The 22,260-nt window shown below is 72.5% G+C and carries 22 protein-coding genes and 1 pseudogene; 5 read left to right on the top strand and 18 right to left on the bottom strand.

The annotated features are described in order from the left end of the window. Nucleotides 1-19: 19 nt before the first annotated feature. The 16 genes and pseudogenes from ACWDX6_RS05030 to ACWDX6_RS04955 form a co-directional block, all read right to left on the bottom strand. A complete protein-coding gene (locus ACWDX6_RS05030) occupies nt 20-757 on the bottom strand; it encodes a sirohydrochlorin chelatase (RefSeq protein ID WP_451483545.1) in 738 nt (245 codons plus the stop codon). 8 nt (nt 758-765) lie between these two features. Further along, a complete protein-coding gene (locus ACWDX6_RS05025) occupies nt 766-1,644 on the bottom strand; it encodes an ABC transporter permease (RefSeq protein ID WP_451483544.1) in 879 nt (292 codons plus the stop codon). Continuing rightward, the gene (locus ACWDX6_RS05020) at nt 1,631-2,425 is read right to left on the bottom strand and encodes an ABC transporter ATP-binding protein (protein WP_451483543.1); all 795 of its coding nucleotides are present in this window, start codon (nt 2,423-2,425) and stop codon (nt 1,631-1,633) included. Before ACWDX6_RS05020 ends, ACWDX6_RS05025 begins: the two co-directional genes overlap by 14 nt. A 34-nt stretch (nt 2,426-2,459) precedes the next feature. Beyond that, nucleotides 2,460-3,563: an aliphatic sulfonate ABC transporter substrate-binding protein gene (locus ACWDX6_RS05015; RefSeq protein WP_451483542.1), complete on the bottom strand. Its 1,104-nt coding sequence runs from the start codon at nt 3,561-3,563 to the stop codon at nt 2,460-2,462. A gap of 200 nt (nt 3,564-3,763) precedes the next feature. Then, nucleotides 3,764-5,116 (bottom strand): sulfate adenylyltransferase subunit 1, encoded by a 1,353-nt coding sequence (locus ACWDX6_RS05010; RefSeq protein WP_451483541.1) that lies wholly within the window; start codon nt 5,114-5,116, stop codon nt 3,764-3,766. 2 nt (nt 5,117-5,118) lie between these two features. Further along, nucleotides 5,119-6,054: a sulfate adenylyltransferase subunit CysD gene (gene cysD, locus ACWDX6_RS05005; protein WP_451483540.1), complete on the bottom strand. Its 936-nt coding sequence runs from the start codon at nt 6,052-6,054 to the stop codon at nt 5,119-5,121. After that, on the bottom strand, nt 6,051-6,617 hold the full coding sequence (cysC, locus tag ACWDX6_RS05000) for an adenylyl-sulfate kinase (RefSeq protein WP_403294773.1): 567 nt from the start codon (nt 6,615-6,617) through the stop codon (nt 6,051-6,053). Before cysC ends, cysD begins: the two co-directional genes overlap by 4 nt. Further along, on the bottom strand, nt 6,617-7,327 hold the full coding sequence (locus tag ACWDX6_RS04995; RefSeq protein ID WP_451483539.1) for a phosphoadenylyl-sulfate reductase: 711 nt from the start codon (nt 7,325-7,327) through the stop codon (nt 6,617-6,619). The genes cysC and ACWDX6_RS04995 overlap by 1 nt, the downstream gene beginning before the upstream one ends. Next, on the bottom strand, nt 7,324-7,503 hold the full coding sequence (locus tag ACWDX6_RS04990) for a hypothetical protein (protein ID WP_451483538.1): 180 nt from the start codon (nt 7,501-7,503) through the stop codon (nt 7,324-7,326). The genes ACWDX6_RS04995 and ACWDX6_RS04990 overlap by 4 nt, the downstream gene beginning before the upstream one ends. Nucleotides 7,504-7,531: 28 nt before the next feature. Next, nucleotides 7,532-9,229 carry a nitrite/sulfite reductase gene (locus ACWDX6_RS04985; RefSeq protein ID WP_451483537.1) on the bottom strand — a complete coding sequence of 566 codons (1,698 nt, stop codon included), beginning with the start codon at nt 9,227-9,229 and terminating at the stop codon, nt 7,532-7,534. 125 nt (nt 9,230-9,354) lie between these two features. Continuing rightward, nucleotides 9,355-9,438 carry a putative leader peptide gene (locus tag ACWDX6_RS04980; RefSeq protein WP_317453974.1) on the bottom strand — a complete coding sequence of 28 codons (84 nt, stop codon included), beginning with the start codon at nt 9,436-9,438 and terminating at the stop codon, nt 9,355-9,357. Between the two features lie 136 nt (nt 9,439-9,574). Beyond that, complete coding sequence (locus tag ACWDX6_RS04975; RefSeq protein WP_451483536.1) at nt 9,575-10,144, bottom strand: GNAT family N-acetyltransferase; 570 nt, start codon at nt 10,142-10,144, stop codon at nt 9,575-9,577. Beyond that, entirely contained in the window at nt 10,141-10,461 is a 321-nt protein-coding gene (locus ACWDX6_RS04970; RefSeq protein ID WP_451483535.1) for a hypothetical protein, read from the bottom strand. Before ACWDX6_RS04970 ends, ACWDX6_RS04975 begins: the two co-directional genes overlap by 4 nt. Before the next feature lie 100 nt (nt 10,462-10,561). Beyond that, a pseudogene (locus ACWDX6_RS04965) lies at nt 10,562-10,813 on the bottom strand (substrate-binding domain-containing protein); the annotation flags it as partial. A gap of 210 nt (nt 10,814-11,023) precedes the next feature. Beyond that, a complete protein-coding gene (locus ACWDX6_RS04960) occupies nt 11,024-12,316 on the bottom strand; it encodes a GAF domain-containing protein (RefSeq protein WP_451483534.1) in 1,293 nt (430 codons plus the stop codon). A 232-nt stretch (nt 12,317-12,548) separates the two neighbouring features. Continuing rightward, complete coding sequence (locus ACWDX6_RS04955) at nt 12,549-14,186, bottom strand: acyl-CoA dehydrogenase family protein (protein WP_451483533.1); 1,638 nt, start codon at nt 14,184-14,186, stop codon at nt 12,549-12,551. Nucleotides 14,187-14,203: 17 nt separating this feature from the next. Here ACWDX6_RS04955 and ACWDX6_RS04950 point away from each other — a divergent pair, with 17 nt between their 5' ends. The 3 genes from ACWDX6_RS04950 (at nt 14,204) to ACWDX6_RS04940 (ending at nt 18,241) form a co-directional block, all read left to right on the top strand. Further along, nucleotides 14,204-15,325, top strand: coding sequence for a YihY/virulence factor BrkB family protein (locus tag ACWDX6_RS04950; protein ID WP_451483532.1), 1,122 nt, complete (start codon nt 14,204-14,206; stop codon nt 15,323-15,325). A 272-nt stretch (nt 15,326-15,597) separates the two neighbouring features. Further along, nucleotides 15,598-16,716 (top strand): ribosome small subunit-dependent GTPase A, encoded by a 1,119-nt coding sequence (gene rsgA, locus ACWDX6_RS04945; protein ID WP_451483531.1) that lies wholly within the window; start codon nt 15,598-15,600, stop codon nt 16,714-16,716. Between the two features lie 136 nt (nt 16,717-16,852). Then, nucleotides 16,853-18,241 carry a bifunctional transcriptional activator/DNA repair enzyme AdaA gene (locus tag ACWDX6_RS04940; protein WP_451483683.1) on the top strand — a complete coding sequence of 463 codons (1,389 nt, stop codon included), beginning with the start codon at nt 16,853-16,855 and terminating at the stop codon, nt 18,239-18,241. Between the two features lie 31 nt (nt 18,242-18,272). On the opposite strand, the gene ACWDX6_RS04935 is transcribed toward ACWDX6_RS04940, so the two are convergent. After that, a complete protein-coding gene (locus ACWDX6_RS04935) occupies nt 18,273-18,755 on the bottom strand; it encodes a DUF456 domain-containing protein (RefSeq protein WP_451483530.1) in 483 nt (160 codons plus the stop codon). 140 nt (nt 18,756-18,895) lie between these two features. Continuing rightward, entirely contained in the window at nt 18,896-19,879 is a 984-nt protein-coding gene (locus ACWDX6_RS04930) for a helix-turn-helix domain-containing protein (RefSeq protein WP_451483529.1), read from the bottom strand. Between the two features lie 462 nt (nt 19,880-20,341). Here ACWDX6_RS04930 and ACWDX6_RS04925 point away from each other — a divergent pair, with 462 nt between their 5' ends. Continuing rightward, nucleotides 20,342-20,713, top strand: a complete 372-nt coding sequence (locus ACWDX6_RS04925) for a hypothetical protein (RefSeq protein WP_451483528.1) — start codon at nt 20,342-20,344, stop codon at nt 20,711-20,713. 118 nt (nt 20,714-20,831) lie between these two features. Then, nucleotides 20,832-22,259 (top strand): protein phosphatase 2C domain-containing protein, encoded by a 1,428-nt coding sequence (locus tag ACWDX6_RS04920; protein WP_451483527.1) that lies wholly within the window; start codon nt 20,832-20,834, stop codon nt 22,257-22,259. Nucleotide 22,260 lies beyond the last annotated feature (1 nt).

Below are 22,260 nucleotides of genomic sequence, written 5' to 3'. Positions count from 1 at the left end.
GGACCGCGCGACGTGCGCCTCAGCCGGCCGCCACCAGCGCCGTGTCGATCCGCGCCTCGTCGTACCGCTCGACCACCAGGCGGGCGAGCTCCGGAGAGGGGCCGAGGACGTCCGCCAGGACATCGGCCTCGGCCGCGCCCGCCGCGATCCGGTCGGGGAGCCGGCCCGGGGCGATGACGTAGGGGGCCACCGCGACCCGGCGGACGCCGTCGGCGCGCAGGGCGCGGACGGCGTCCTCGGTCCGGGGAAGGGATGCGGAGGCGAACGCAGGTCGCACGGAGCACCAACCGGTGCGCCGCAGCTCCCGCGCTGTCTCGGCGATCGCTGCGATCGCCTCCGGGTCGGAGGAGCCGGCCGAGGCCAGGACGACCCCGGTCGCGCTCTTGTCGGCGGGGCCGAGCCCCGCCTCGTACAGCCGCCGCTCCACCGCAGACACCAGCAGCGGGGACGGGCCGAGGACCGCCGCCTGCCGGATCCGCAGCGAGGCGGGGGCCTGCCGCAGCACGGCGGGGATGTCGGCCTTCGCGTGGAAGGCCCGGGTCAGCAGCAGCGGCAGCGCCACCACGTCCCGTATCCCTTCGGCGGCCAGGCCCTCCAGGGCGCCGGTCACCGAGGGGAGGTTGAAGTCCAGGAACGCCGTCTCCACGCGCAGCCCCGGCCGCAGCGACCGGGCGCGCCGCACCAGCGCGTGCACGGTCGCCGCGTGCCGCGGATCGCGGCTGCCGTGGGCGACGACGAGAAGGACCGGGCGGTTCATGATCGCGCTCAGCCCCTCGCCAGCAGACCGCGGCCGCGCAGCACCGCGCGCTCCAGCGGGCTGAAGATCAGGAGGTCGATGGCGATGCCCACGACGAGGATGAGGATGATGGCGAGGAAGATCCCCGGCATGTCGATGTTGTTGCGGCCGTTCTCCAGCAACTGGCCGAGGCCGAGACCCAGTTCCGGGGACGACGCGATGATCTCGGCGGCCATCAGGGAGCGCCAGGAGAAAGCCCAGCCCTGCTTCAGACCGGCCAGATAGCCCGGCAGCGCCGCCGGCATCACGATGTGCCAGGCCCCCCTGAGCCCCGTCGCGCCCAGCGTGCGCCCGGCCCGAAGGAACAGCGGCGGCACCTGGTCGACACCGGCCACCAGACCGTTGGCGATCGAGGGGACCGCGCCGAGCAGGATCACCGCGTACATCATCTGGTCGTTGAGGCCGATCCAGAGCACGGCGGGAGCGACCCAGGCCACCGAGGGCAGCGACTGGAGACCCGACAGGATCGGTCCGATCGCCGCCCGGACGAACCGCACCCGCGCGACGAGCAGACCCAGCGGCGTACCGATCGCCAGCGCCATCAGAAAGCCGAGCAGAGCCCGGGACACGCTGGTCCACAGGACGCCGAAGAGCGTCCCCTCCAGCCACATGGTGGTCAGGCTGTCCCAGACGGCGGACGGCGCGGGCAGCTTGTACGCGTCCGTGACCTCGGCGGTCACCAGGAGCTGCCAGACCGCCACGACCAGCACCACGGCCGTGACCGGCGGCAGCACCTTCTTCAGCAGGACCTCGCGGACGGGCGTACGGTCCACCCGCACCGCGTCGAGCGCGTCGAGGCCCGCCTCCAGACCGGCCAGATCGTCGGTCCTCGTCTCAGTGCTGGCCATGACGGCGGATCTCCCCACGCAGTTCTTCGGTGATCTCGACGGACAGTTCCGCCACGGCCGCGTCCTCGATGCGGCGCGGCTGCGGGATGTCGATGGCCCACTCCCGGGCGATCCGGCCGGGGCGGGACGACAGCAGCACCACCCGCTCGGCCAGCCGCACGGCCTCGCGCACGTTGTGGGTGACGAAGAGGACCGACAGCCGCGTCTCGCGCCAGATCCGGGTCAGCTCGTCGTGCAGCACGTCCCGGGTGATCGCGTCGAGCGCCGCGAACGGTTCGTCCATCAGCAGCAGATCACTGTCCTGGGCGAGCGCCCTGGCCAGCGCCACCCGCTGGCGCATACCGCCGGACAGCTCGTGCACCCGCTTGCCGTACGAACCCTTCAGCCGCACCAGCTCCAGGAGCCGCTCCGCCTCCGGACGCCGCTCGGACCTGGGGACCCCGCGCAGCCGCAGCGCCAGTTCGATGTTCTTCCCGGCGGTCAGCCAGGGGAACAGGGCGTGCTCCTGGAACATCAGGGCCGGCCGGCCGCCGGGGGTCTCGATCGACCCCGCGGACGGGCGGTCGAGCCCGGCGACCAGATTGAGCAGCGTGGACTTCCCGCAGCCGGAGGCCCCCAGGAGGGTGACGAACTCGCCCGGGGCGACATCGAGCGAGATGTCGTCGAGGACGAGCTGCTGCCCGGCGGGTCCGCCGAACGACTTCGAGACATGCTCGATCCGGGCGGCATGGGTCACCGCCACACGGTCCTCGGCCTTGGCGAGCGTCGCGGTCGTGGCCATGGTCGTCACCTCCTGGGGCTCAGCTGCGGACTTGTTACTTGACGCCGAGACCGGCGTCGGCGACCGCGGGCTGTCCCGTGGTCTTGAGGACCTTGTTGAGCGGTCCCAGGTCGTAGATGCCGCTCAGGTCGGGCTGCTTCAGCAGGCCGGCCTTCACCGCGTGGTCCGCCTGCGCCTGGAGCGTGGCGGCCAGCGGGTCGTCGGTGAACCGGATCGACGGCCAGGCGGCGTCGATGACCTTGTCGCCGAGCGGCTTCCCGGACAGCTCCTTCAGCCGGCGGTTGGCCGAGGCCTTCGCCTTGTCCGGGTTGGCGTTGATCCACGCGTTGGTCTTCACGGAACCGCGCAGCACCGCTTCGACGACGTCCGGGTGCTCGGCGAGGAACTTCTGCGACACGATGATGTTCGTGATCACGAACTTCTTGTCGGGCCACAGGTCGGACTCGTCGAGCAGCACCTTCGCGCCCTCGGTGACCAGCTTCGAGGCGGTCGGCTCCGGCACCCAGGCACCGTCGATGGAACCGGACGCGTAGGCGTTCGGGGTCACCTTGTTGTCCGTACGGACCACGGAGACGTCGCCCTTGCCGCTCTGGGCGTCGACCTTCCAGCCCTTCTCCGAGATCCAGTTGAGGAAGGCCACGTCCTGCGTGTTGCCGTGCTGGGGGGTGGCGATCCTCTTGCCCTTGACGTCGTCCAGGGTCTTGATCTTCGCCGGGTTGACCACCAGCTTCACCCCGCCGGAGGCCGAACCGCCGATGATCCGCAGGTTGCTGCCCTTGGACTTGACGTAGCCGTTGATCGCGGGCGAGGGGCCGATGAAGCCGATGTCGATCGAGCCGGCGTTGAGCGCCTCGACCTCCGAGGGACCGGCGTTGAAGGTCGACACCTCCAGCCGCGTTCCGCCCAGCTCCTTCTGGATGATGCCCTGCTCGTCGCCCACCAGGGCGGTGGCGTGGGTCAGGTTCGGGAAGTATCCGAGCCGGACCTTGTCCGCCGAAAGCTTCTCGCCCTCGGCGGCCACCTTCTTCTCGTCGTTCTTGGCCTGGGAGCCGTAGCCGCAGGAGGCGAGCGCGCCGATCAGCAGCGGCAGGGCGGCGGCGGCGAGTGAACGGCGCAGGGTGGTGCGGGAGGCAGGCACGGAGGTGGTCCCCTCAGGGTCTTCGAAGTCTTCTTCGGCTATGTCGGTCGGGGTGGAGCGGGTACAGCGGGCACGCGCCGGGTACGCGGCGCATCGGCGTCAGCACGCACATCGCGCGACACCTCCCCGGCCCGCGCCGAGGGCGCCGGAACCCACCCGGCCGCCCTCCTTGGCGAAGGTGGCGTAGACGTTCTTGATCATCAGAAGTCCCAGCCCTCGTCGTCGGCGGTGTCCGCGACGGCCACGGCCTTGGCCGCGGCGAAGGCCTCGCCCGCCATGCCGGCGGCGAGCGTGGTGCCGTCCGCGGGGTCGATCAGCAGGAAGGAGCCGGTGCGGCGGGAGTCCGCGTACGCGTCGAGCGCGAGCGGCTCGGCGGTACGGACCCTCACCCGGCCGATGTCGTTGGCGACCAGCTGCCCCGGCTCCGGGTGCTGGGAGAGGTCGTCCAGCGTGAGCCGGGACGGGATCTCCTTGACGATCGCCTTGACCGTACGGGTGGTGTGCTTCAGGAGCACCCGCTGTCCGACGGTCAGCGGCTGGTCGGCCACATGGCAGACCGTCGCCTCGACATCCTGGCTGGTCGCCGGGGCGTCACCGCTCGGCGCCAGCAGATCGCCGCGCGAGATGTCGATGTCGTCGGCGAGGCGGATGGTGACCGACTGCGGGGCCCAGGCGATGTCGACCGACTCGCCCAGCGCGTCGATCGCCGTGATCGTGGAGGTCCGGCCCGACGGCAGGACGGTGACCGGCTCGCCGACCCGGAAGGCACCGGCCGCGATCTGCCCGGCGTAACCCCGGTAGTCGGGGTGCTCGGCGGTCTGCGGACGGATGACGTACTGCACCGGGAAGCGCGCGTGGCAGGCCGTCAGGTCATGGCTGACCGGCACGGTCTCCAGGTGCTCCAGGACGGTGGGGCCGCCGTACCAGTCCATGTTGGCGGACGGCTCCACGACGTTGTCACCGGCCAGCGCCGAGATCGGGATCGCGGTGATCTCCGGGACGCCGAGCTCGGAGGCGTACGTCGTGAACTCCTCGGCGATCGCGGCGAAGACGGGCTCGGCGTAGTCGACGAGGTCCATCTTGTTGACGGCGAGGACGACGTGCGGCACGCGCAGCAGCGCGGCGACGGCGGCGTGCCGGCGGGTCTGCTCGACGACGCCGTTGCGGGCGTCGACCAGGACCACGGCCAGCTCGGCGGTGGAGGCGCCGGTGACCATGTTCCGGGTGTACTGCACGTGCCCGGGGGTGTCGGCGAGGATGAACCGGCGGCGGGCGGTGGCGAAGTAGCGGTAGGCCACGTCGATGGTGATGCCCTGCTCGCGCTCGGCGCGCAGGCCGTCGGTCAGCAGCGCCAGGTCCGGCGCCTCCTGGCCCCGCTTGAGGGAGGCGGCCTCGACGGCTTCCAGCTGGTCGGTGAGGACCGACTTGGAGTCGTGGAGGAGCCGGCCCACCAGGGTGGACTTGCCGTCGTCGACGGATCCGGCGGTGGCGAAGCGCAGCAGGGTGGTCGCCGAGACGTCGGCGAACTGCTCGGTCGTGCTCGTGCTCGTCATGGCTAGAAGTACCCTTCGCGCTTGCGGTCTTCCATCGCGGCCTCGGACATCTTGTCGTCGGCGCGGGTCGCGCCCCGCTCGGTGAGGCGGGAGGCGGCGATCTCGGCGATCACGGCGTCCAGCGTGGTCGCGTCGGAGTCGACGGCGCCCGTGCAGGACATGTCACCGACGGTGCGGTAGCGGATCAGCCGCTTCTCGACCGTCTCGGTGTCCTTGGGGCCGCCCCACTCACCGGCGGTCAGCCACATGCCGTTGCGGGCGAAGACCTCGCGCTCGTGGGCGAAGTAGATCTCCGGCAGCTCGATGCCCTCGCGGGCGATGTACTGCCAGACGTCCAGCTCGGTCCAGTTGGAGAGCGGGAAGACACGGACGTGCTCACCGGGGGCGTGCCGGCCGTTGTAGAGCTGCCACAGCTCCGGGCGCTGCCGGCGCGGGTCCCACTGGGAGAACTCGTCGCGCAGCGAGAACACCCGCTCCTTGGCGCGGGCCTTCTCCTCGTCGCGGCGTCCGCCGCCGAAGACGGCGTCGAAACGGTGCTGCTGGATCGCCTCGGTCAGCGGCACCGTCTGGAGCGGGTTGCGCGTCCCGTCGGGACGCTCCCGCAACTTCCCGGCGTCGATGTACTCCTGGACGGAGGCGACGTGCAGGCGCAGACCGTGCTTCTCCACCGTGCGGTCGCGGTACTCGATGACCTCGGGGAAGTTGTGCCCGGTGTCGACGTGCAGCAGCGTGAACGGCACCGGCGCCGGCGCGAAGGCCTTGAGCGCCAGGTGCAGCATGACGATGGAGTCCTTGCCACCGGAGAAGAGGATCACCGGCCGCTCGAACTCGCCCGCCACCTCGCGGAAGATGTGGACGGCCTCGGACTCGAGCGAGTCCAGGTGCGACAGCGCGAACGGGCTGTCGGTCGCTTCGTCGATGGTGACGGCGGTCGTCATGAGAGACCCCTCTCGGTGAGCAGCGCGTGGAGCTGGGCTGCCGACTCCTGCACGGTCTGGTTCTGGGACTCGATCCGCAGATCGGGGTTCCGCGGCTCGTCGTACGGGTCGTCGACCCCGGTCAGTCCGCTGATCTCGCCCGCGGCCTGCTTGGCGTACAGCCCCTTCACATCGCGTACGGAGCACACGTCCACCGGAGTGGCGACGTGCACCTCGATGTAGGGGGTGCCCTCCGACTGGTGCCGCTTGCGGACCGCCTCGCGGCTGTCCTCGTACGGGGCGATGACCGGGACCAGGACCTTCACGCCGTTCGACGCGAGCAGTTCGGCGACGAAGCCGATCCGCTGCACGTTGGTGTGCCGGTCCTCGCGGGTGAAGCCGAGGCCCGCGGAGAGGAACTCGCGGATCTCGTCGCCGTCGAGCACCTCGACGCGGTGGCCCTCGCCGCGCAGGCGGCCGGCCAGCTCGTACGCGATGGTGGTCTTGCCGGCGCTCGGCAGGCCCGTGAGCCAGATGGTGGCACCGGTCACGTGGTTCTCCTGGGAAGTCTCGATGGTGGTCATCAGCCGTGCAGCCCGCATTCCGTCTTGGCGCGCCCCGCCCAGCGGCCGGCGCGGGCGTCCTCGCCCTCCACGACCCGGCGGGTGCAGGGGGCGCAGCCGACGGAGGCGTAACCGTCCATCAGGAGCGGGTTGGTGAGCACGCCGTGCTCGGCGACGTAGGCGTCGACGTCGTCCTGCGTCCAGCGGGCGATGGGGGAGACCTTGACCTTCCGCCGCTTCTCGTCCCAGCCGACGACCGGGGTGTTCGCCCGGGTGGGGGACTCGTCGCGGCGCAGGCCGGTCGCCCACGCGCGGTAGGCGGTCAGGCCCTCCTCCAGCGGCTTGACCTTGCGCAGCGCGCAGCACAGGTCGGGATCGCGGTCGTGCAGCCTGGGGCCGTGCTCCGCGTCCTGCTCGGCGACGGTCTGCCGCGGCGTCAGGGTGATGACGTTGACGTCCATCACCGCGTCGACCGCGTCGCGGGTGCCGATGGTCTCGGGGAAGTGGTAGCCGGTGTCGAGGAAGACGACGTCCACGCCCGGCATGGCACGCGAGGCGAGGTGGGCGACGACCGCGTCCTCCATGGACGAGGTGACGCAGAAGGCGGGGCCGAAGGTGCCGGCCGCCCACTGGAGGATCTCCAGCGCGGAGGCGTCCTCCAGGTCGCGGCCGGCCTGCTCGGCGAGCGCCTTGAGGTCGGTGGACTCGGTGATGGCCTGAGTCGTCGTCATATCGGTTCCCCTCCAGTGGAGTCGCTCGAAGTGCCCGGGGCGAGGAGCCCCAGGAACTTCAGCTGGAAGGCTCGACTGCATGCCCGGCATTCCCAGGCGCCGTGTCCCTGCTCGTGCGGGAACAGGTCCTCGTCGCCGCAGTACGGGCAGAAGAACGGCGCGGCTCGCTCGCTCATACTGTGTCCCTCGTTTCGCTCGCGGCGCTCACGAGAGGGCTTCCTCGGACGCGCGCCCCGCCCAGGTGGCGAAGCGCTCGCCGTCCTCGCGCTGCTCCTGGAAGCGCGTGAGGACCCGCTCGACGTAGTCCGGCAGCTCGGCCGCGGTGACCTTCAGGCCGCGGACCTTGCGGCCGAAGCCCGCCTCCAGGCCGAGCGCGCCGCCCAGGTGGACCTGGTAGCCCTCGACCCGGTTGCCGTCGTCGTCCAGGACCAGCTGGCCCTTGAGACCGATGTCCGCCACCTGGATACGGGCGCAGGCGTTCGGGCAGCCGTTGATGTTGATGGTGATCGGCTCGTCGAACTCCGGGATGCGGCGCTCGAGTTCGTCGATGAGCGAGGCACCGCGCGCCTTGGTCTCGACGATCGCCAGCTTGCAGAACTCGATACCGGTGCAGGCCATCGTGCCGCGCCGGAACGGCGAGGGACTGACCCGCAGATCCATCGCCTCGAGAGCGGAGACGAGGGACTCGACCCGCGCCTCCTCGATGTCGAGGACGATCATCTTCTGCTCGGCAGTGGTGCGGAGCCGGCCCGAGCCGTGCGCCTCGGCGATCTCGGCGATCTTGGTCAGCGTGGCGCCGTCGACCCGGCCGACGCGCGGCGCGAACCCGACGTAGAACCGGCCGTCCTTCTGCCGGTGCACGCCGACGTGGTCGCGCCACTGGCCGGCGGGCTGGGCCGGAGCCGGGCCGTCGGTCAGCTTGCGCTCGAGGTACTCGTCCTCCAGGACCTGGCGGAACTTCTCCGGGCCCCAGTCGGCGACCAGGAACTTCAGGCGGGCGCGGGTGCGCAGCCGGCGGTAGCCGTAGTCGCGGAAGATCGAGATGACGCCTTCGTAGACGTCCGGGACCTCGTCGAGCGAGACCCAGGTGCCCAGGCGGACGCCCAGCTTGGGGTTGGTGGACAGGCCGCCGCCGACCCAGACGTCGAAGCCGGGGCCGTGCTCCGGGTGGTTCACGCCGACGAAGGCGATGTCGTTGATCTCGTGCGCCACGTCGAGCAGGGGCGAGCCGGAGACCGCGGACTTGAACTTGCGGGGCAGGTTGGAGAAGTCCTTGTTGCCCACGATCCGGCGGTAGATCTCGTCGATGGCGGGGGTGCCGTCGATGATCTCGTCCTCGGCGATCCCGGCGACCGGCGAGCCGAGGATGACACGCGGGGTGTCGCCACAGGCCTCGGTCGTGGACAGGCCGACCGCCTCCAGGCGCTTCCAGATCTCCGGGACGTCCTCGATGCGGATCCAGTGGTACTGGACGTTCTGCCGGTCCGTGATGTCGGCGGTGCCGCGCGCGAACTCCTGCGAGATCTCGCCGATGACCCGGAGCTGCTGCGTCGTCAGCCGGCCGCCGTCGATGCGGACGCGGAGCATGAAGTACTCGTCGTCCAGCTCCTCCGGCTCCAGGACACCGGTCTTGGTGCCGTCCAGACCCTGCTTGCGCTGGGTGTAGAGGCCCCACCAGCGCATGCGTCCGCGCAGGTCGTTGGGGTCGATGGAGTCGAACCCACGCTTGGAGTAGATCGTCTCAATACGTGTCCGCACATTGAGACCGTCGTCGTCCTTCTTGAACTGCTCATTGCCGTTCAGCGGGGTGAAGTGCCCCACGGCCCACTGACCCTCGCCACGGTGGCGCCCGGCCTTGCGGCGGGCGGCGACGGGAGTGGGGTTTTCCGGGGTGGCGGCCATGGCGATTCGTCCTTCGGGACTGCGGGAGGGCGGCTCTGAACTGCACACTCGCGCTCAGATCAGAGGGTGGCGCGTCGGTGCGCAGAAGGGTCGGGCAGAAGATGTTCGCGGCGGAGCTGGTTCTCTCAGCGCGCCGGACACATGGCGCTGGACATGCGGCCGAGGTCGACGTGCCGCCGACTCACCAAGGCAATTCCAGTTCCAGACATGACGGAAGCGTGTCACGGGACTTTGGACCCAGTCCAGCAATGTCCGGTATGTGGACACCACCGTCCCGCATCGCGAGACGGTGTGCCGTGGGTCACTTCGGAGGTGCGCCGCTCGGGGCGGCGATGCCGCTCCCGTTCAGGCGTGGGCGCCGGGCCAGGGGCCGGGTGCCGACGTCTCCTGCACCTCTTCCACCTTGGTGTCGAAGAGCCGGAAGCCGCGCCGCTCGTAGTTGGCCATCGCGTGCGGGCCGTCCAGCGAGCAGGTGTGCAGCCACACCCGCCGGGTCGGCTCGCGATCCGGCCAGCGCTCGGCCAGGTCCCAGGCGCGCCGCACGCCCTCGGTGAGCAGATGGCCGCCGATCCGGCGCCCCCGGAAGGCCGGGATGAGCCCGAAGTAGACGATCTCGACGACCCCGCCGTCCTGCGGGTCCAGCTCCACGTACCCGGCCGGCGTCCCCTTCTCGTACGCCACCCAGATCTCGGCCCCCGGTCGCTCGACGAGCTCCTGCCACTCCTTGTACGACAGGTGCAGCCGGTCGTTCCAGTGGATGTCGCCGCCGACCGCCGTATAGAGGAAGCGGCTGAACTCGGCGGAGGGCACCTCGGCCCGCACGATCGTGATGCCGTCGCCCTCGGGCGGGGTGGCGGGAAGCAGATCGGAGGGTGAGGTCTGTTCGAGGGACCAGGTGGTGAGAGTGATGCTCATAGGCCCATCGCATCATGTGGAGCGGCAGATTCCCACAGGTGTCCTACGGGGCGGGACGGGGCCGGACGGTCGGCCGTCCGGTGTACTGGGGGAAGCCGCCTGCTCCCTCGCGAGCGGCTGTCCGTATGCCGGACACCCTGTCCATGCGGGGGCTGCCGTGGGTCAGGCCAGTGACCCGGGGGGCGGAGCTCTCCACTGCCGCGTTCGATCAGGGTCACCGGGACCGTGCGCGTCACCGCGCGCGAGCGGTCGCCGCCGAGGCGGGCCAGGATCTGCTCCGCCGCCGCCCGTCCGACCGCCGCCGGGTCCTGGGCCACCACCGTCAGGCCCGGCTCCAGGACCGCCGCCGCCCGTCAGGTCGTCGAAGCCGACCAGGGCGACCTCGCGCCGGCCCGCCTCGGCCAGGGCAGGCACGACCCCGAGCGAGGCGAAGTTGTTCGCGGCGAAGACGGCGGTCGGCGGGTCGGGCAGAGCCGGCAGCCGGCGGACGGCGACCCCGGCGGCGTACGGGTCGTGCGCCGTGACGACCAGTGCGGGATCGTGGCCGATCCCGGCCGTCTCCAGCGCCGAACGGTACCCGCGCTGCCGCGTCTTGCGGGTGTAGAGCCCGGCCGGCCGGTCACCGATGAACGCGATGCGCCGGTGGCCGTGCGCGATGAGATGCGCCACGCCCCGCCGGCCGCCTCGACGCGCTCGCCCCGGACACGCTCCACGAGGCGGCCGCCTTCGCCACCACGGTCGCCGCGGCCACCTGCGCGGTCCGCGGCGCGAACCCGCCGCGCGCGGAGGAACTGCCGACGGCGGCCTGACGGCACCGCGCCCCGCGGCCCCGCTCGCCCGGCTGCGGATCCCCACGCCGTGCGGCGGTCCGGCCGTCCGTCAGGCCGTCCGAGGCGCGCGGATCGCCGGGGCCGTCGAGTGGGGGAGCAGGTCGTCGGGATGGTCCGGGCGGACGACCGCAACGTCGACCTCCTCGCTGAAGCGGTACGGGCGGTGGGCGAGCACGCTCCCCAGGGTGCGGCGGACCCGGGACATCTCCGCCCGTACCGTCACCGTCCTGGTCCGGTCGCCGAACACGTCCTGAGCCAGCTGCGCCGCCGTCCGCCCGTCACGGTGCAGCGCGAGGACGTACAGCAGTTCGGCGTGGCGCGGGCTGAGCTCCTGCGACCAGCTGCCCGCCGCGCCCGACACCGCCACCGACCAGCGGCGGGGCCGGCTCACATCGAGCACCACCCGGCTCGGCGCGCCCGTGGCGGTGTCCGCCGCTGCCCGTTCCTCCTCGACCCGCAGCAGCCAGCCGCCCGGCAGCGGCTCCACCGCACACATGCCGAGCGTCGGCAGCCAGACCCGTCCCGCACGGAACGACTTGGGCAGCGCGATCCGGTCCGCCGGCGCCATCCCGGTCACCGCCGCCGTCCAGCCGTGCGTGTCCACCGCGACGGCCCGCCCGCCGACCCGGCACAGTATCGGCGCGGCCACCGAACGCAGCCGTTCGATCGAGCGCAGATGGCGCTCGCGCATCTCCGCCTCGGCGAGCCGGGCCACCGAACCGACCAGGGCCAGCGTCGACGGATGGAAACTGGACGCCGGCCCGCTCACGTCCACGATGCCCAGCAGCCGGTGGTCGCGCGGGTCGTGGACCGGCGCCGCGGCGCAGGTCCAGTTGTGCAGCGTATGGACGTAGTGCTCGGCCGAGTGGACCTGGACGGGCCGGCGCATCGTGAGCGCCGTCCCCACCGCGTTCGTACCGGTCGTGTGCTCCGCCCAGGCCGCGCCCTCCTCCAGGCAGATGGCGTTGGCCTGCCGCATCACGGCGAGGTTGCCCTCCCGCCACAGCACCCGGCCCTGTTCGTCGGTCACCACCATGATCTGCAGGGAGGCGTCCGCGATCCCGGCGAGCCCCGCGCTCAGCGTCCGCATCACCTCGCCCAGGACCGTCGTGCGCCGCCGCTCCTCCAGCTCGTCGCGCCGGAGCAGCACACTGCTGGTGCCCCGGTCGGGGTCGAGGCCGAGCCGGAACATCCGCTGCCAGGAGGCGTCGATGACCGGGCGGGGCGCGATCGGCGGCGTGCGGCCCGCCAGCCTCGCCTCGCGGACCCGGTGCAGCAGACGGGCGGCCTGGGCGGCGTCCATGGCGGCGAGCCGGCCCATGTCGAGCTGCGTGTTCTTCATCGGTCCCTCCCAGCCACCCGCGGTGCTGTATCGGTTCTTCAGTGCCCGGCGTCTGTGCCCATCGTGCCGCCCGGTGCTCCCGGATGAAGGGCGGTTCGGGTAATCCTGCAACCCTTTGCAACTCTGGCGGTCACCCGGCTCGTGCGTGAGGCTGGTGCGCAGCCGGGGGTGGTGCCGTGTCGGCGCAGCACCACCCCCGGCTTTTTCGGCGTCGGGCCCGTGAACGGTCGGATCAGATCTCCACCCGTGCCCGTTCGACGACCGTACGCAGATCCAGAGTGGTCGGCAGCGTCCCGAACGCCGACCCCCGGTCCCCGCCGAGCCGCGACGCGCAGAACGCGTCCGCCACCTCCGCGGGCGCCCACCGCACCAGCAGCGACCCCTGAAGCACCAGCGCCATCCGCTCCACGAGCCGCCGCGCCCGCCCTTCGATCCCGTCCAGATCGGCGAGTTCGGTCAGCATCCCCTTGATCGCCCCGTCCAGGCGGTGGTCCGCGCCCCGCGCCTTCCCGACCTCCGTCAGGAAGGCGTTCAGCGCCTCCGGCTCCCTTCGCAACGCCCGCAGCACATCGAGCGCCAGGACGTTGCCCGACCCCTCCCAGATCGAGTTGAGCGGCGACTCCCGCAGCAGCCGGGGCATCCCGGACTCCTCCACATAGCCGTTGCCGCCCAGGCACTCCAGCGCCTCCGCCACGACCGGCGTGCACCGCTTCGTCACCCAGTACTTCGCCACCGGCACCGCGATCCGCGCGAACGCCCGCTCCGCCTCCGTGTCGGCGTCGTAGGCGGCCGCGAGCCGCATCCCGAGGACCGTCGCCGCCTCCGACTCCAGGGCCAGATCCGCCAGCACGTTGCGCATCAGCGGCTTGTCGATCAGCAGCCCGCCGAAGGCGCGACGGTACGCCGCGTGGTGCACGGCCTGCGCCACCGCCTGGCGCATCAGCCCCGCCGACCCCACGGCGCAGTCCAGCCGGGTCGCCGTCACCATCCCGATGATCGTGCGGATCCCGCGCCCCTCGTCCCCGACCCGGCGCGCCCAGGTCGTCCCGTCGAACTCGACCTCCGCCGAGGCGTTCGACCGGTTGCCGAGCTTGTCCTTCAGGCGCTGGATCGCGAACGCGTTGCGCGAGCCGTCCTCCAGCACCCGGGGCACCAGGAAACAGGTCAGCCCCTCGGGAGCCTGGGCCAGGACCAGGAACCCGTCCGACATGGGTGCCGAACAGAACCACTTGTGCCCGGTCAGCACGTACGCGCCGTCCGCGCTCAGTGGCTGGGCGCGGGTCGTGTTCTCCCGTACGTCGCTGCCGCCCTGCTTCTCCGTCATGCCCATCCCGAGAAGCACCCCGGTCTTCTCATGAGGCGGCCGCAGCCCCTCCTCGTACACGAGGGAGGTCAGCAGCGGCTCCCAGACGGCGGCCAGCTCCGGGTCGGCGCGCAGCGCGGGCACCGCGGCGTGGGTCATCGACAGCGGGCAGCAGTGCCCCGCCTCGACCTGCGTCTGCACCAGGAACCCGGCCGCGCGGCGCACATGACCACCCGGACGGCTCCACGCCGCCGTCAGCCCCGCGTTGACGGACTTCCCGAGAAGCCGGTGCCAGGACGGATGGAAGTCGACCTCGTCGATCCGGTGCCCGTACCGGTCGTGCGTCCGCAGCCGCGGCGGGAACTCGTTGGCGAGCGCCCCCCACTCCCGCACCTGCGCCGACCCGGCCGACCGGCCCAGGGTCGTCAGTTCGTCCCGTGCGTCCGGGAACACGTCCGGCGCCAGATGGCGCTCCACGGCCTCCGCCAGAGCCCGGTCGGACAGGAAGACGTCGTACCCCACCAGGGGCGGAGGCTGATTGGTCACGGTGTGGGTGGTGGCTGCCATGCCGATACGGTAAGGAGGTGCAGGCAGCAAACGAAACACCCGAGCGGCGGCCCGGGAGCAGACTCCACCGGGCGCGCGTCCTCTACCGCAACGTGTCGAAGCGGAAGATGGTCTGGCTGCTCCTGAAGGACACCGTCAACTCGTGCATCGAGTACCGCATCCTCGGCCTCGCCGCCGAGGCCGCCTTCTTCACCCTGCTGTCCCTGCCCCCGCTGCTGCTCGGACTGATCGCGCTCCTCGGCTACGCCGACGACTGGACCAACACCAACACGGTCGCCAGCATCGAGGAGAACATCCTGCGCGCCGCCCGGACCGTCCTGTCCGAGCGGGGCGTCCGCGACATCGCCAAACCCCTCCTGGACGACGTCACCCAGGGCAAACGGCCCGACCTCATCTCGATCGGCTTCGCCATCGCCCTGTGGTCCGGCTCGCGCGCCGTGAACGTCTTCATCGACACGATCACCGTGATGTACGGGCTCGACGGACACCGCGGCATCGTGAAGACCCGGCTCCTCGCCTTTCTGCTCTACATCGTGGCGCTGCTCATCGGCGCGGTCGTCCTGCCGCTCGCGGTCGTCGGCCCGGACCGGGTGGTCGAACTGATCCCCTGGGGCACGGAGGTCGTCTCGGTGCTCTACTGGCCGGCCGTCATCCTGCTCTCGATCGCCTTCCTCACCACGCTGTACCACGTGTCCGTCCCCGTCCGCTCCCCATGGATCGAGGACATTCCCGGCGCGCTGATGGCCCTCGGCATGTGGGTGCTGGGCAGTTTCCTGCTGCGGATCTATCTGACCAGCCAGGTCGAGGGGCCCACGATCTACGGCTCCCTCGCCGCGCCGATCGCCGTGCTGCTGTGGATCGGCATCTCGGCCTTCGCGGTCCTCGTCGGCGCGGCCGTGAACGCGGCGATCGACCGCGTCTGGCCCTCGGTCGCCACCGCCGCCGCCCGCGAGGCCAACGAACGCGCCCGCGCCGCCCAGGCCGCCGACCTCGTCGCCCGGCTGCGCGCGGAGGCGGACGACGTGGACGAGGACGACCCGGACATGCCGTCGGAGTTCCCGGAACGGTGGTCGAGGTTCCTGCCCCCGGACGACGTCAAGTCACGCCTGCACTCGGGCTGGGAGAAGGACAGCCCGTAGGGGGAGCGGGGGACACCGGACCGGCGCCCGGAAAAACGCTTGGCTCGGCCGGGGGAGGCCGAGTTAAGGTCTGGTCGTTCTCGCGGACCGGCCGATGGGCTGTCCGCGTCTGTCCGCTCGGTGTGATCCAGGAGGTGTGACCGATGGCTGTTGTCGCGATGGGCACTGCCCGCTCCCAGCAGTTCTTCCACCCCACCTCCGTGGTCGCCGGCTGACCTTCCTCTCTTCGCGCCGTTCGGCGTGTGCCGGGGCCACCCTTCGAAGGGTTCCCCTTGTCTTTCTCCTCTGTTCAGGACTCGACCGCCTCGTCGTCCGCCTCGGACCCGCTGGTTCCGTACGGCTGGGACGCGGGCTGGGAGGCCGAGTTCGCCCCGTACGCCGCGCAGGGTCTGCTGCCCGGCCGGGTCGTGCGGGTCGACCGGGGCCAGTGCGATGTCGTCACCCCGGTCGGCACCGTGCGCGCCGACACCGAGTTCGTCGTTCCCCGCGACCCCCTGAAGGTCGTCTGCACGGGGGACTGGGCCGCGGTCGACCCGGACGGCGACCCGCGGTACGTACGGACGCTGCTGCCGCGCCGTACGGCCTTCGTGCGGTCGACGTCGTCCAAGCGCTCCGAGGGCCAGATCCTCGCGGCCAACGTCGACCACGCGATCATCGTCGTCTCGCTCGCCACCGAGCTGGACCTCGGCCGCGTCGAACGCTTCCTCGCCCTGGCGTGGGAGTCGGGCGCCCAGCCCCTCGTCGTGCTCAGCAAGGCCGACCTCGTGCCCGACCCGGTCGGGCTCTCCTACCTCGTCCAGGACGTGGAGACCACGGCGCCGGGTGTACGGGTGCTGCCGGTCAGCGCCTCGACGGGGGAGGGTGTGGAGGTCCTCGCCGCGGTGGTGGGGGGCGGTACGAGCGTGCTGCTCGGCGTCTCCGGAGCGGGCAAGTCGACGCTCGCCAACACCCTCCTCGGCGAGGACGTCATGAGCGTCCAGGCCGCCCGTGACGTGGACGGCAAGGGCCGCCACACCACGACCACGCGGAATCTGCTCCTGCTGCCCGAGGGCGGCGTCCTGATCGACACGCCTGGGCTGCGCGGCGTCGGCCTGTGGGACGCCGGGACCGGGGTGGGCCAGGTCTTCTCGGAGATCGAGAGCCTCGCGGAGGACTGCCGCTTCCACGACTGCGCCCACGAGGCGGAGCCGGGCTGCGCGGTCACGGCGGCCGTCGAGGACGGCACGCTGCCGGTGCGACGACTGGAGAGCTACCGCAAGCTCCTGCGCGAGAACCATCGCATCGTCGCGAAGACCGACGCCCGCGTGCGGGCCGAGATGCTGAAGGACTGGAAGCGCAAGGGCGCGGAGGGCCGTGCCGCGATGACACTGAAGCGCGGCCACGTGCGATAGCCCTCGGGCGGGCGGCCCCTCAAGCCGAGGGGCCGCCTCCCGCGAAACCGCCCCGCCACGCGCCCGGCCCCGCCCCACCCCCATGTCCGAAAACCGCCAGAAGCCTCTCTCCCGGTACCCCACACTGGAGATCGTGATGGACGAAGACACCCGGTACGAGGCGGTCAGCAGCCGGGACGCGCGGTTCGACGGGGAGTTCTTCTTCGCCGTGCGGACCACCGGGATCTACTGCCGGCCCAGCTGCCCCGCCGTCACCCCCCAGCGGAAGAACGTCACCTTCTTCCCGACCGCGGCCGCCGCCCAGGGCCACGGCTTCCGTGCCTGCCGACGGTGCCGGCCCGACGCCGTGCCCGGGTCCGCCGAGTGGAACGTGCGGGCCGACGTCGTCGGTCGCGCCATGCGGATGATCGGGGACGGTGTCGTCGACCGCGAGGGCGTGCCCGGGCTCGCCGGCCGGCTCGGCTACAGCGCCCGGCAGGTGCAGCGGCAGCTCACCGCCGAGCTCGGCGCGGGCCCCGTCGCGCTCGCCCGCGCCCAGCGGGCCCACACCGCACGGCTGCTCCTGCAGACCACCGGCCTGCCGATCACCGAGATCGCTTTCGCGTCCGGATTCGCGAGCGTGCGCCAGTTCAACGACACGATCCGCCGCATCTACGCCCGTACCCCCTCCGAACTCCGCGCCGAGTCCGGCACCGGCACGCCGCCCCGCACCACCCCCACCGCCCCCAAGGCCCGCACCGGCACGCCGCCCGCCACCGCCCACGCCGCCGGCGTGCCCCTGCGGCTCGCCCACCGCGGCCCCTACGCCGCCCGCGAGGTCTTCGACCTGCTCGCCGCCGAGGCCCTGCCCCGCGTCGAGGAGGTGGCCGGCGTCCCCGGCGCCCGCACCTACCGCCGTACGCTCCGCCTCCCGTACGGCACCGGCATCGCCTCCGTCGACGAGCGCACCGCCGGGCCCTGGCTGGAGGCCCGGATCCACCTCACCGACCTGCGCGATCTGACCACCGCCGTCCAACGGCTGCGCCGGCTCTTCGACCTGGACGCCGATCCGCACGCCGTCGCCGAGCGCCTCGGCTCCGACCCGCGGCTCGCCGCGCGCGTGGCCGCCCGCCCCGGCGTGCGCTCGCCCGGCGCGGCCGACCCCGAGGAGTTCGCCCTGCGCACCCTGCTCGGCCCGCACGAGGCGGCCCGGCTGACCGAGACCCACGGGACGGCCCTGGACACCGCGTGCGGCGGGCTCACCCACCTCTTCCCCGAACCCGCCGCGCTCACCGGCCACCCCCTCGCCGGCCCGCTCGCGGCCGCGCTCACCACCGGAGCCGTACGGCTCGACCCCGGCGCCGACCGGGACGAGGCCGAGCGGGTCCTGCGCGCCGTCCCCGGCGTCACCCCCACCGCCGCCGCCCTCATCCGTATGCGCGCCCTGGGCGACCCCGACGTGTTCCCGGAGGCCGTCGCCGACGCGGAGGCATGGCGACCCTGGAGGTCCTACGCCCTGCGCCACCTGCAAGGACGTCCGGCATGACCACCATCGACCGTGCGGCACACGGAGCGGGTCAACCCCAGACCACGGCCCCCACCCAGGCCCCGACGATCAGCAGGCACGAGAACAGCTCGACGAGCACGCTCGTGCCGGCCGCCCGCATCAGCGCGCGCGTGGACGCCTTCGCCGGGCCGTGACCGCCGAGGCGGAGGCGCTCGGAGAGGTAGATCCCGCCGACGAATCCCGGGATCGCGCCCAGTACGGGAACCAGGAAGAAGCCGAGGAACGCGCCGACCCCGGCGTACGCCACCATCCGCCGTGAGATGCCGACGCCGCGGAACCGGCGCTGGGGCAGCTGCCAGACGACCACCTGGGTGAGCAGCAGCAGCGCGGTCGAGGCGACGAGCAGGATCCAGGCGAGGCCGCTCTGCTGTTGCAGGGACCACCAGAGCACGGCGGCCCAGACGAGCCACGGCCCGGGGACGCCGGGAGCGAGCACCCCGAACAGGCCCAGCAGCATCACCATCGCCACCAGCAACAGCTGCCACACACCCATCTGTCCAGCGTGCAGGACGCACGGCGTCCGCGCAGGTCGCGGACGTACGGACGGGGGCGCGGCGGCCATGGTGTGGGCCCCGCTGTCACCGTCCCGCTCCTCCGTACGGATGGGCGGCTATGGCCGTCGCGCCCCGCCCGTCACCGCCGGGCCACCCAGCCCTTCTCGTACGCGTGCCAGCCCAGCTGGAGCCGGGTCGTCACCCCGGTCAGCTCCATCAGGCCCTTCACCCGGCGCTGGACCGTGCGCAGCCCCAGGTCCAGCTGTTTGGCCACGCTCGCGTCCGTCATCCCGGCGAGCAGGAGGGAGAGGATCTCCAGGTCCGTCGCGTCCGGACCCGGCACCTCCGTCTCCCGTACCTGCGCGCCCGCGCCGAGCCGCAGAGGGAGCGCGTCGCGCCAGACCGACTCGAAGAGACCCATGAAGGACTCCAGGAGCCCGCTCGCGTGGACCACCAGCGCCGCCGGCTCCGCGCCACGGCCCGTCAGCGGGACCATCGCCAGGGTGCGGTCCGCGACCACCAGCTTGGTGGGGACCCGGTCCACCACCCGGATCCGCTCCTCGCGGCCGAGCGCCGCCGCCAGTTCGACGAGGCCCGACGGCTGCGTCAGGACCTCCCGCTCGATCACCACCCGGTACCGCACGCCCCGCCCCGCCGCCAGCTCCTCCGCGTCGTTCTCCAGCCCGCTCACCGCGATCGGCTTGCCGGTCACCAGCGCGCAGACCTCGTCGGCCGCCCCCAGCTGGAGCTGGAGGAAACGGTGGGTGACCGCGCTCGCCCCGGTCACCACCTCCACCAGGTCGTGCACGGCCGGTTCCGCCGCCTCCGCGCGGTACTCCTCCGCCAGCAGCGCCGCCGCCAGCTCCGCCTGCTCCAGCTCATGCCGCTGCTGCGTCAGCAGCGCGCCCAGCGCGACCCCCGGCGGCGCGGCCACCCACCGCCCCGTCCCGGCCGAGGACTGCGCCGCCAGACCCTGCGACTCCAGCCGCCGCAGCGCCCGCTCGGTCTCCCCCTCCGGCAGGGCGAGCCGGTGTGCCAGATCCGTGACCTCGGCCGCGCCCAGCGCGACCAGCGCGCGGTACGCGGACTCCTGCCGCTCGTCGAGACCTATCGCTCCCAGCATCGCTGACCCACCCCTCGCCGGATCTCTCCGGACGTGCCCGGACGCCCCCGGACGACCCGGACATACCCCGGACGTTCGGCGGACGCATACGTTCCGTCGGTGCTCTGGCGGGAATCGGCCACGGCGCATTCCCGCCGCGCCCATCATCCCTGTACCACCCTCACCTCTGCCAATGTGGCGCCACCGCAGCACCAACAGCCTCCGGCGATGGGTCTTTTTGCCTGCCTGCGTGCCGGAATCAGATGGGGAGAGGGATGCGCCCGATTTCGCGTACGGCCCTGGGGGCGGCGACCGCCGCCGTCCCGGCCGTCACCGCGGTCGCGCCGTCCACGGCCGCCCCGCCGCAGGACCACCCGGCCGGCAGGCGACCTGTACGTCCACCCGGAGAACATCGGCTTCGCCAACGCCCTGTGGGGCGACAGAACCCCCTACGCCCAGGCCAATTCCTTCGCCGTCGACTCCGTGGGGGAATCCGCCTCCGAGCGGGACGAGAGCGTCTACTCTCAAGGCATCCCGATTCTCCGCCCCCGGTACGACCTGCCGGAGGACGGACCCCAGACCCTCGCCGCGACCGACGGCCAGAAGATCGCCCTCACCGCGACGGGTCACGCGGGCTACACGCCCGCCGCGCTCACACCGGCCACGCTCTCGTACTCCCACGACGGAGGCACGCCCTGGACGCGGGCGCAGGTCTCCCGGCAGGGCGGTGAGTGGACCGCGACCGTGAACCACGCGGGCGCGGCCGGCCAACCGGTCACCCTCAGGACCCAGCTGACGGACGCTCACCGCACCTCCGTCACCCAGACCGTGGTCAGCGCTGACGACGTGCGCTGACCACGACGGTCCGCCGGGCGTCCTTCCCGTGGGGGGTGGGGTCGCCCGGCGGACCCCTTTTTCGTTCCTTTTCCGGATGTCCCCTTTTCGCGCGGCCCGCGCGGTGGACAATAAGGGCATGACTCAGCAGGGGGACAACTGGTGGGACAAGCTGTACGACGACTCGGTCGGGGACACGGCGCCGGCCGCGACCGGTGACACGCTGGACGACCGCTTCGACTCCGCGTCCCGCGCCGTGCCCGCGTCGGTACGGCGGGAGACCGCCCCGCCCCGGCCGGCGAAGGCCCCGTGGGAACCCCCCGACGCGCACGCGGCCGGCCCCCGCACATTCGCCTCGGCGCCCGAAGTCCCGCCCCCGCCCCCTCCGCCACCCCCACCTCCCACCGAGGCCCCGACCGTGCGGGCCCCCGCCCCGCAGGACCCCGAGCCCGCTCCACCCCCCGAGGCGGCCGTCCGGGTCCCCGCGCCCCGCCCCCGCACCGCGCACATCGGCAGCCGCCCGCCCACCTACGAGCCCGAACCGACCGCCCTGCCCGCCGCCCACCCCGGCCAACTGGCCGATCTGGTCACCGATACCGTCCTCGACGGCGCCCGCTACGGCACCTACACCCTGCGCGCCGCCTCCGTCCGCGGCGACTCCGCCCGCTACCGCGGCGAACCCCGCCGCGACGCCCTGCTCACCGCCCGCTTCGGCCATCACGAAGCCGCCCTCGTCCTCGTCGCCGTGGCGGGCGGCGCCCGCGCCGCCGAAGGCACCCATCTCGCCGCCGTCGACGCCTGCCGCTGGATCGGCGAGGCCGTCGGCCGCAGCCACGCCCGGCTCTCCGAGGACATCCGGGCCGGCCGCCGCGGCGACCTCAAGTCCGGACTCCACCGGCTCACCGACCGGACCTACGGCAGACTCCGCGCCCGCGCCGCCGAGTTGGACGTCGAGCCGGCCGAGTACACCGCGAGCCTGCGCTGTCTGCTGCTCTCCGCCGACCCCGGCTGCCGGACCCGGGTCTTCTTCGGCATCGGCCGCGGCGGTCTCTTCCGGCTCCGGGACGGGGCCTGGCAGGACATCGAGCCGCAGGTCCCCGAACCGGCCGCGCCGACCGGCGCGCCCGTGGTCGGCTTCGGCTCCCCGCCCCGGGTGCCCCCGCCCGCGGCGCCCTCCCCGAAAGCGGCGCCGCCCTCCGCGAGCCCGGCGGCGACCCCGTCCGAGACGGAGGAGGGGGACCGGCTCACCATGAACCTCGGCATCACCACCGCCCCCGGCCCGTGCGTCGAGGACCCGCCCCCCGTCTCCCAGCGGGACCCTTCGCCCGCGCCCCCGGCCGAACCGTTCCGTTTCCGCGCCTCGGTGGCCCGCCCCGGCGACATCCTGCTCCTCGCGTCGCACGGCCTCGCCGAGCCGATGCGCGACGAGCCCGCCCTCGCACGCGAGCTGGCCGAACGCTGGGCCGCCCCCGAACCGCCCGGACTCGCCGCCTTCCTCGCCGACACCCAGCTGAGGGTGAAGGGGTACGCCGATGACCGTACGGCGGTGGGCGTCTGGGAGGCGTAAC

It is taken from the genome of Streptomyces sp. NPDC003027, assembly GCF_053591435.1.
This window is presented reverse-complemented; position numbering and strand designations above follow the sequence as displayed.

Bases quoted from the DNA above. Each gene is read 5' to 3' on its own strand.
- ACWDX6_RS04995 (WP_451483539.1), bottom strand. From the start codon at position 7,327: ATGACGACGACTCAGGCCATCACCGAGTCCACCGACCTCAAGGCGCTC.
- cysD (WP_451483540.1), bottom strand. From the start codon at position 6,054: ATGACGACCGCCGTCACCATCGACGAAGCGACCGACAGCCCGTTCGCG.
- ACWDX6_RS04935 (WP_451483530.1), bottom strand. From the start codon at position 18,755: ATGGGTGTGTGGCAGCTGTTGCTGGTGGCGATGGTGATGCTGCTGGGC.
- ACWDX6_RS04975 (WP_451483536.1), bottom strand. From the start codon at position 10,144: ATGAGCATCACTCTCACCACCTGGTCCCTCGAACAGACCTCACCCTCC.
- ACWDX6_RS04940 (WP_451483683.1), top strand. From the start codon at position 16,853: ATGGACGAAGACACCCGGTACGAGGCGGTCAGCAGCCGGGACGCGCGG.
- ACWDX6_RS04990 (WP_451483538.1), bottom strand. From the start codon at position 7,503: ATGAGCGAGCGAGCCGCGCCGTTCTTCTGCCCGTACTGCGGCGACGAG.
- cysC (WP_403294773.1), bottom strand. From the start codon at position 6,617: ATGACCACCATCGAGACTTCCCAGGAGAACCACGTGACCGGTGCCACC.
- ACWDX6_RS04955 (WP_451483533.1), bottom strand. From the start codon at position 14,186: ATGGCAGCCACCACCCACACCGTGACCAATCAGCCTCCGCCCCTGGTG.
- ACWDX6_RS04930 (WP_451483529.1), bottom strand. From the start codon at position 19,879: ATGCTGGGAGCGATAGGTCTCGACGAGCGGCAGGAGTCCGCGTACCGC.
- ACWDX6_RS04960 (WP_451483534.1), bottom strand. From the start codon at position 12,316: ATGAAGAACACGCAGCTCGACATGGGCCGGCTCGCCGCCATGGACGCC.
- ACWDX6_RS04920 (WP_451483527.1), top strand. From the start codon at position 20,832: ATGACTCAGCAGGGGGACAACTGGTGGGACAAGCTGTACGACGACTCG.
- ACWDX6_RS05025 (WP_451483544.1), bottom strand. From the start codon at position 1,644: ATGGCCAGCACTGAGACGAGGACCGACGATCTGGCCGGTCTGGAGGCG.
- ACWDX6_RS05020 (WP_451483543.1), bottom strand. From the start codon at position 2,425: ATGGCCACGACCGCGACGCTCGCCAAGGCCGAGGACCGTGTGGCGGTG.
- ACWDX6_RS05010 (WP_451483541.1), bottom strand. From the start codon at position 5,116: ATGACGAGCACGAGCACGACCGAGCAGTTCGCCGACGTCTCGGCGACC.
- ACWDX6_RS05030 (WP_451483545.1), bottom strand. From the start codon at position 757: ATGAACCGCCCGGTCCTTCTCGTCGTCGCCCACGGCAGCCGCGATCCG.
- ACWDX6_RS04985 (WP_451483537.1), bottom strand. From the start codon at position 9,229: ATGGCCGCCACCCCGGAAAACCCCACTCCCGTCGCCGCCCGCCGCAAG.
- ACWDX6_RS04980 (WP_317453974.1), bottom strand. From the start codon at position 9,438: ATGTCTGGAACTGGAATTGCCTTGGTGAGTCGGCGGCACGTCGACCTC.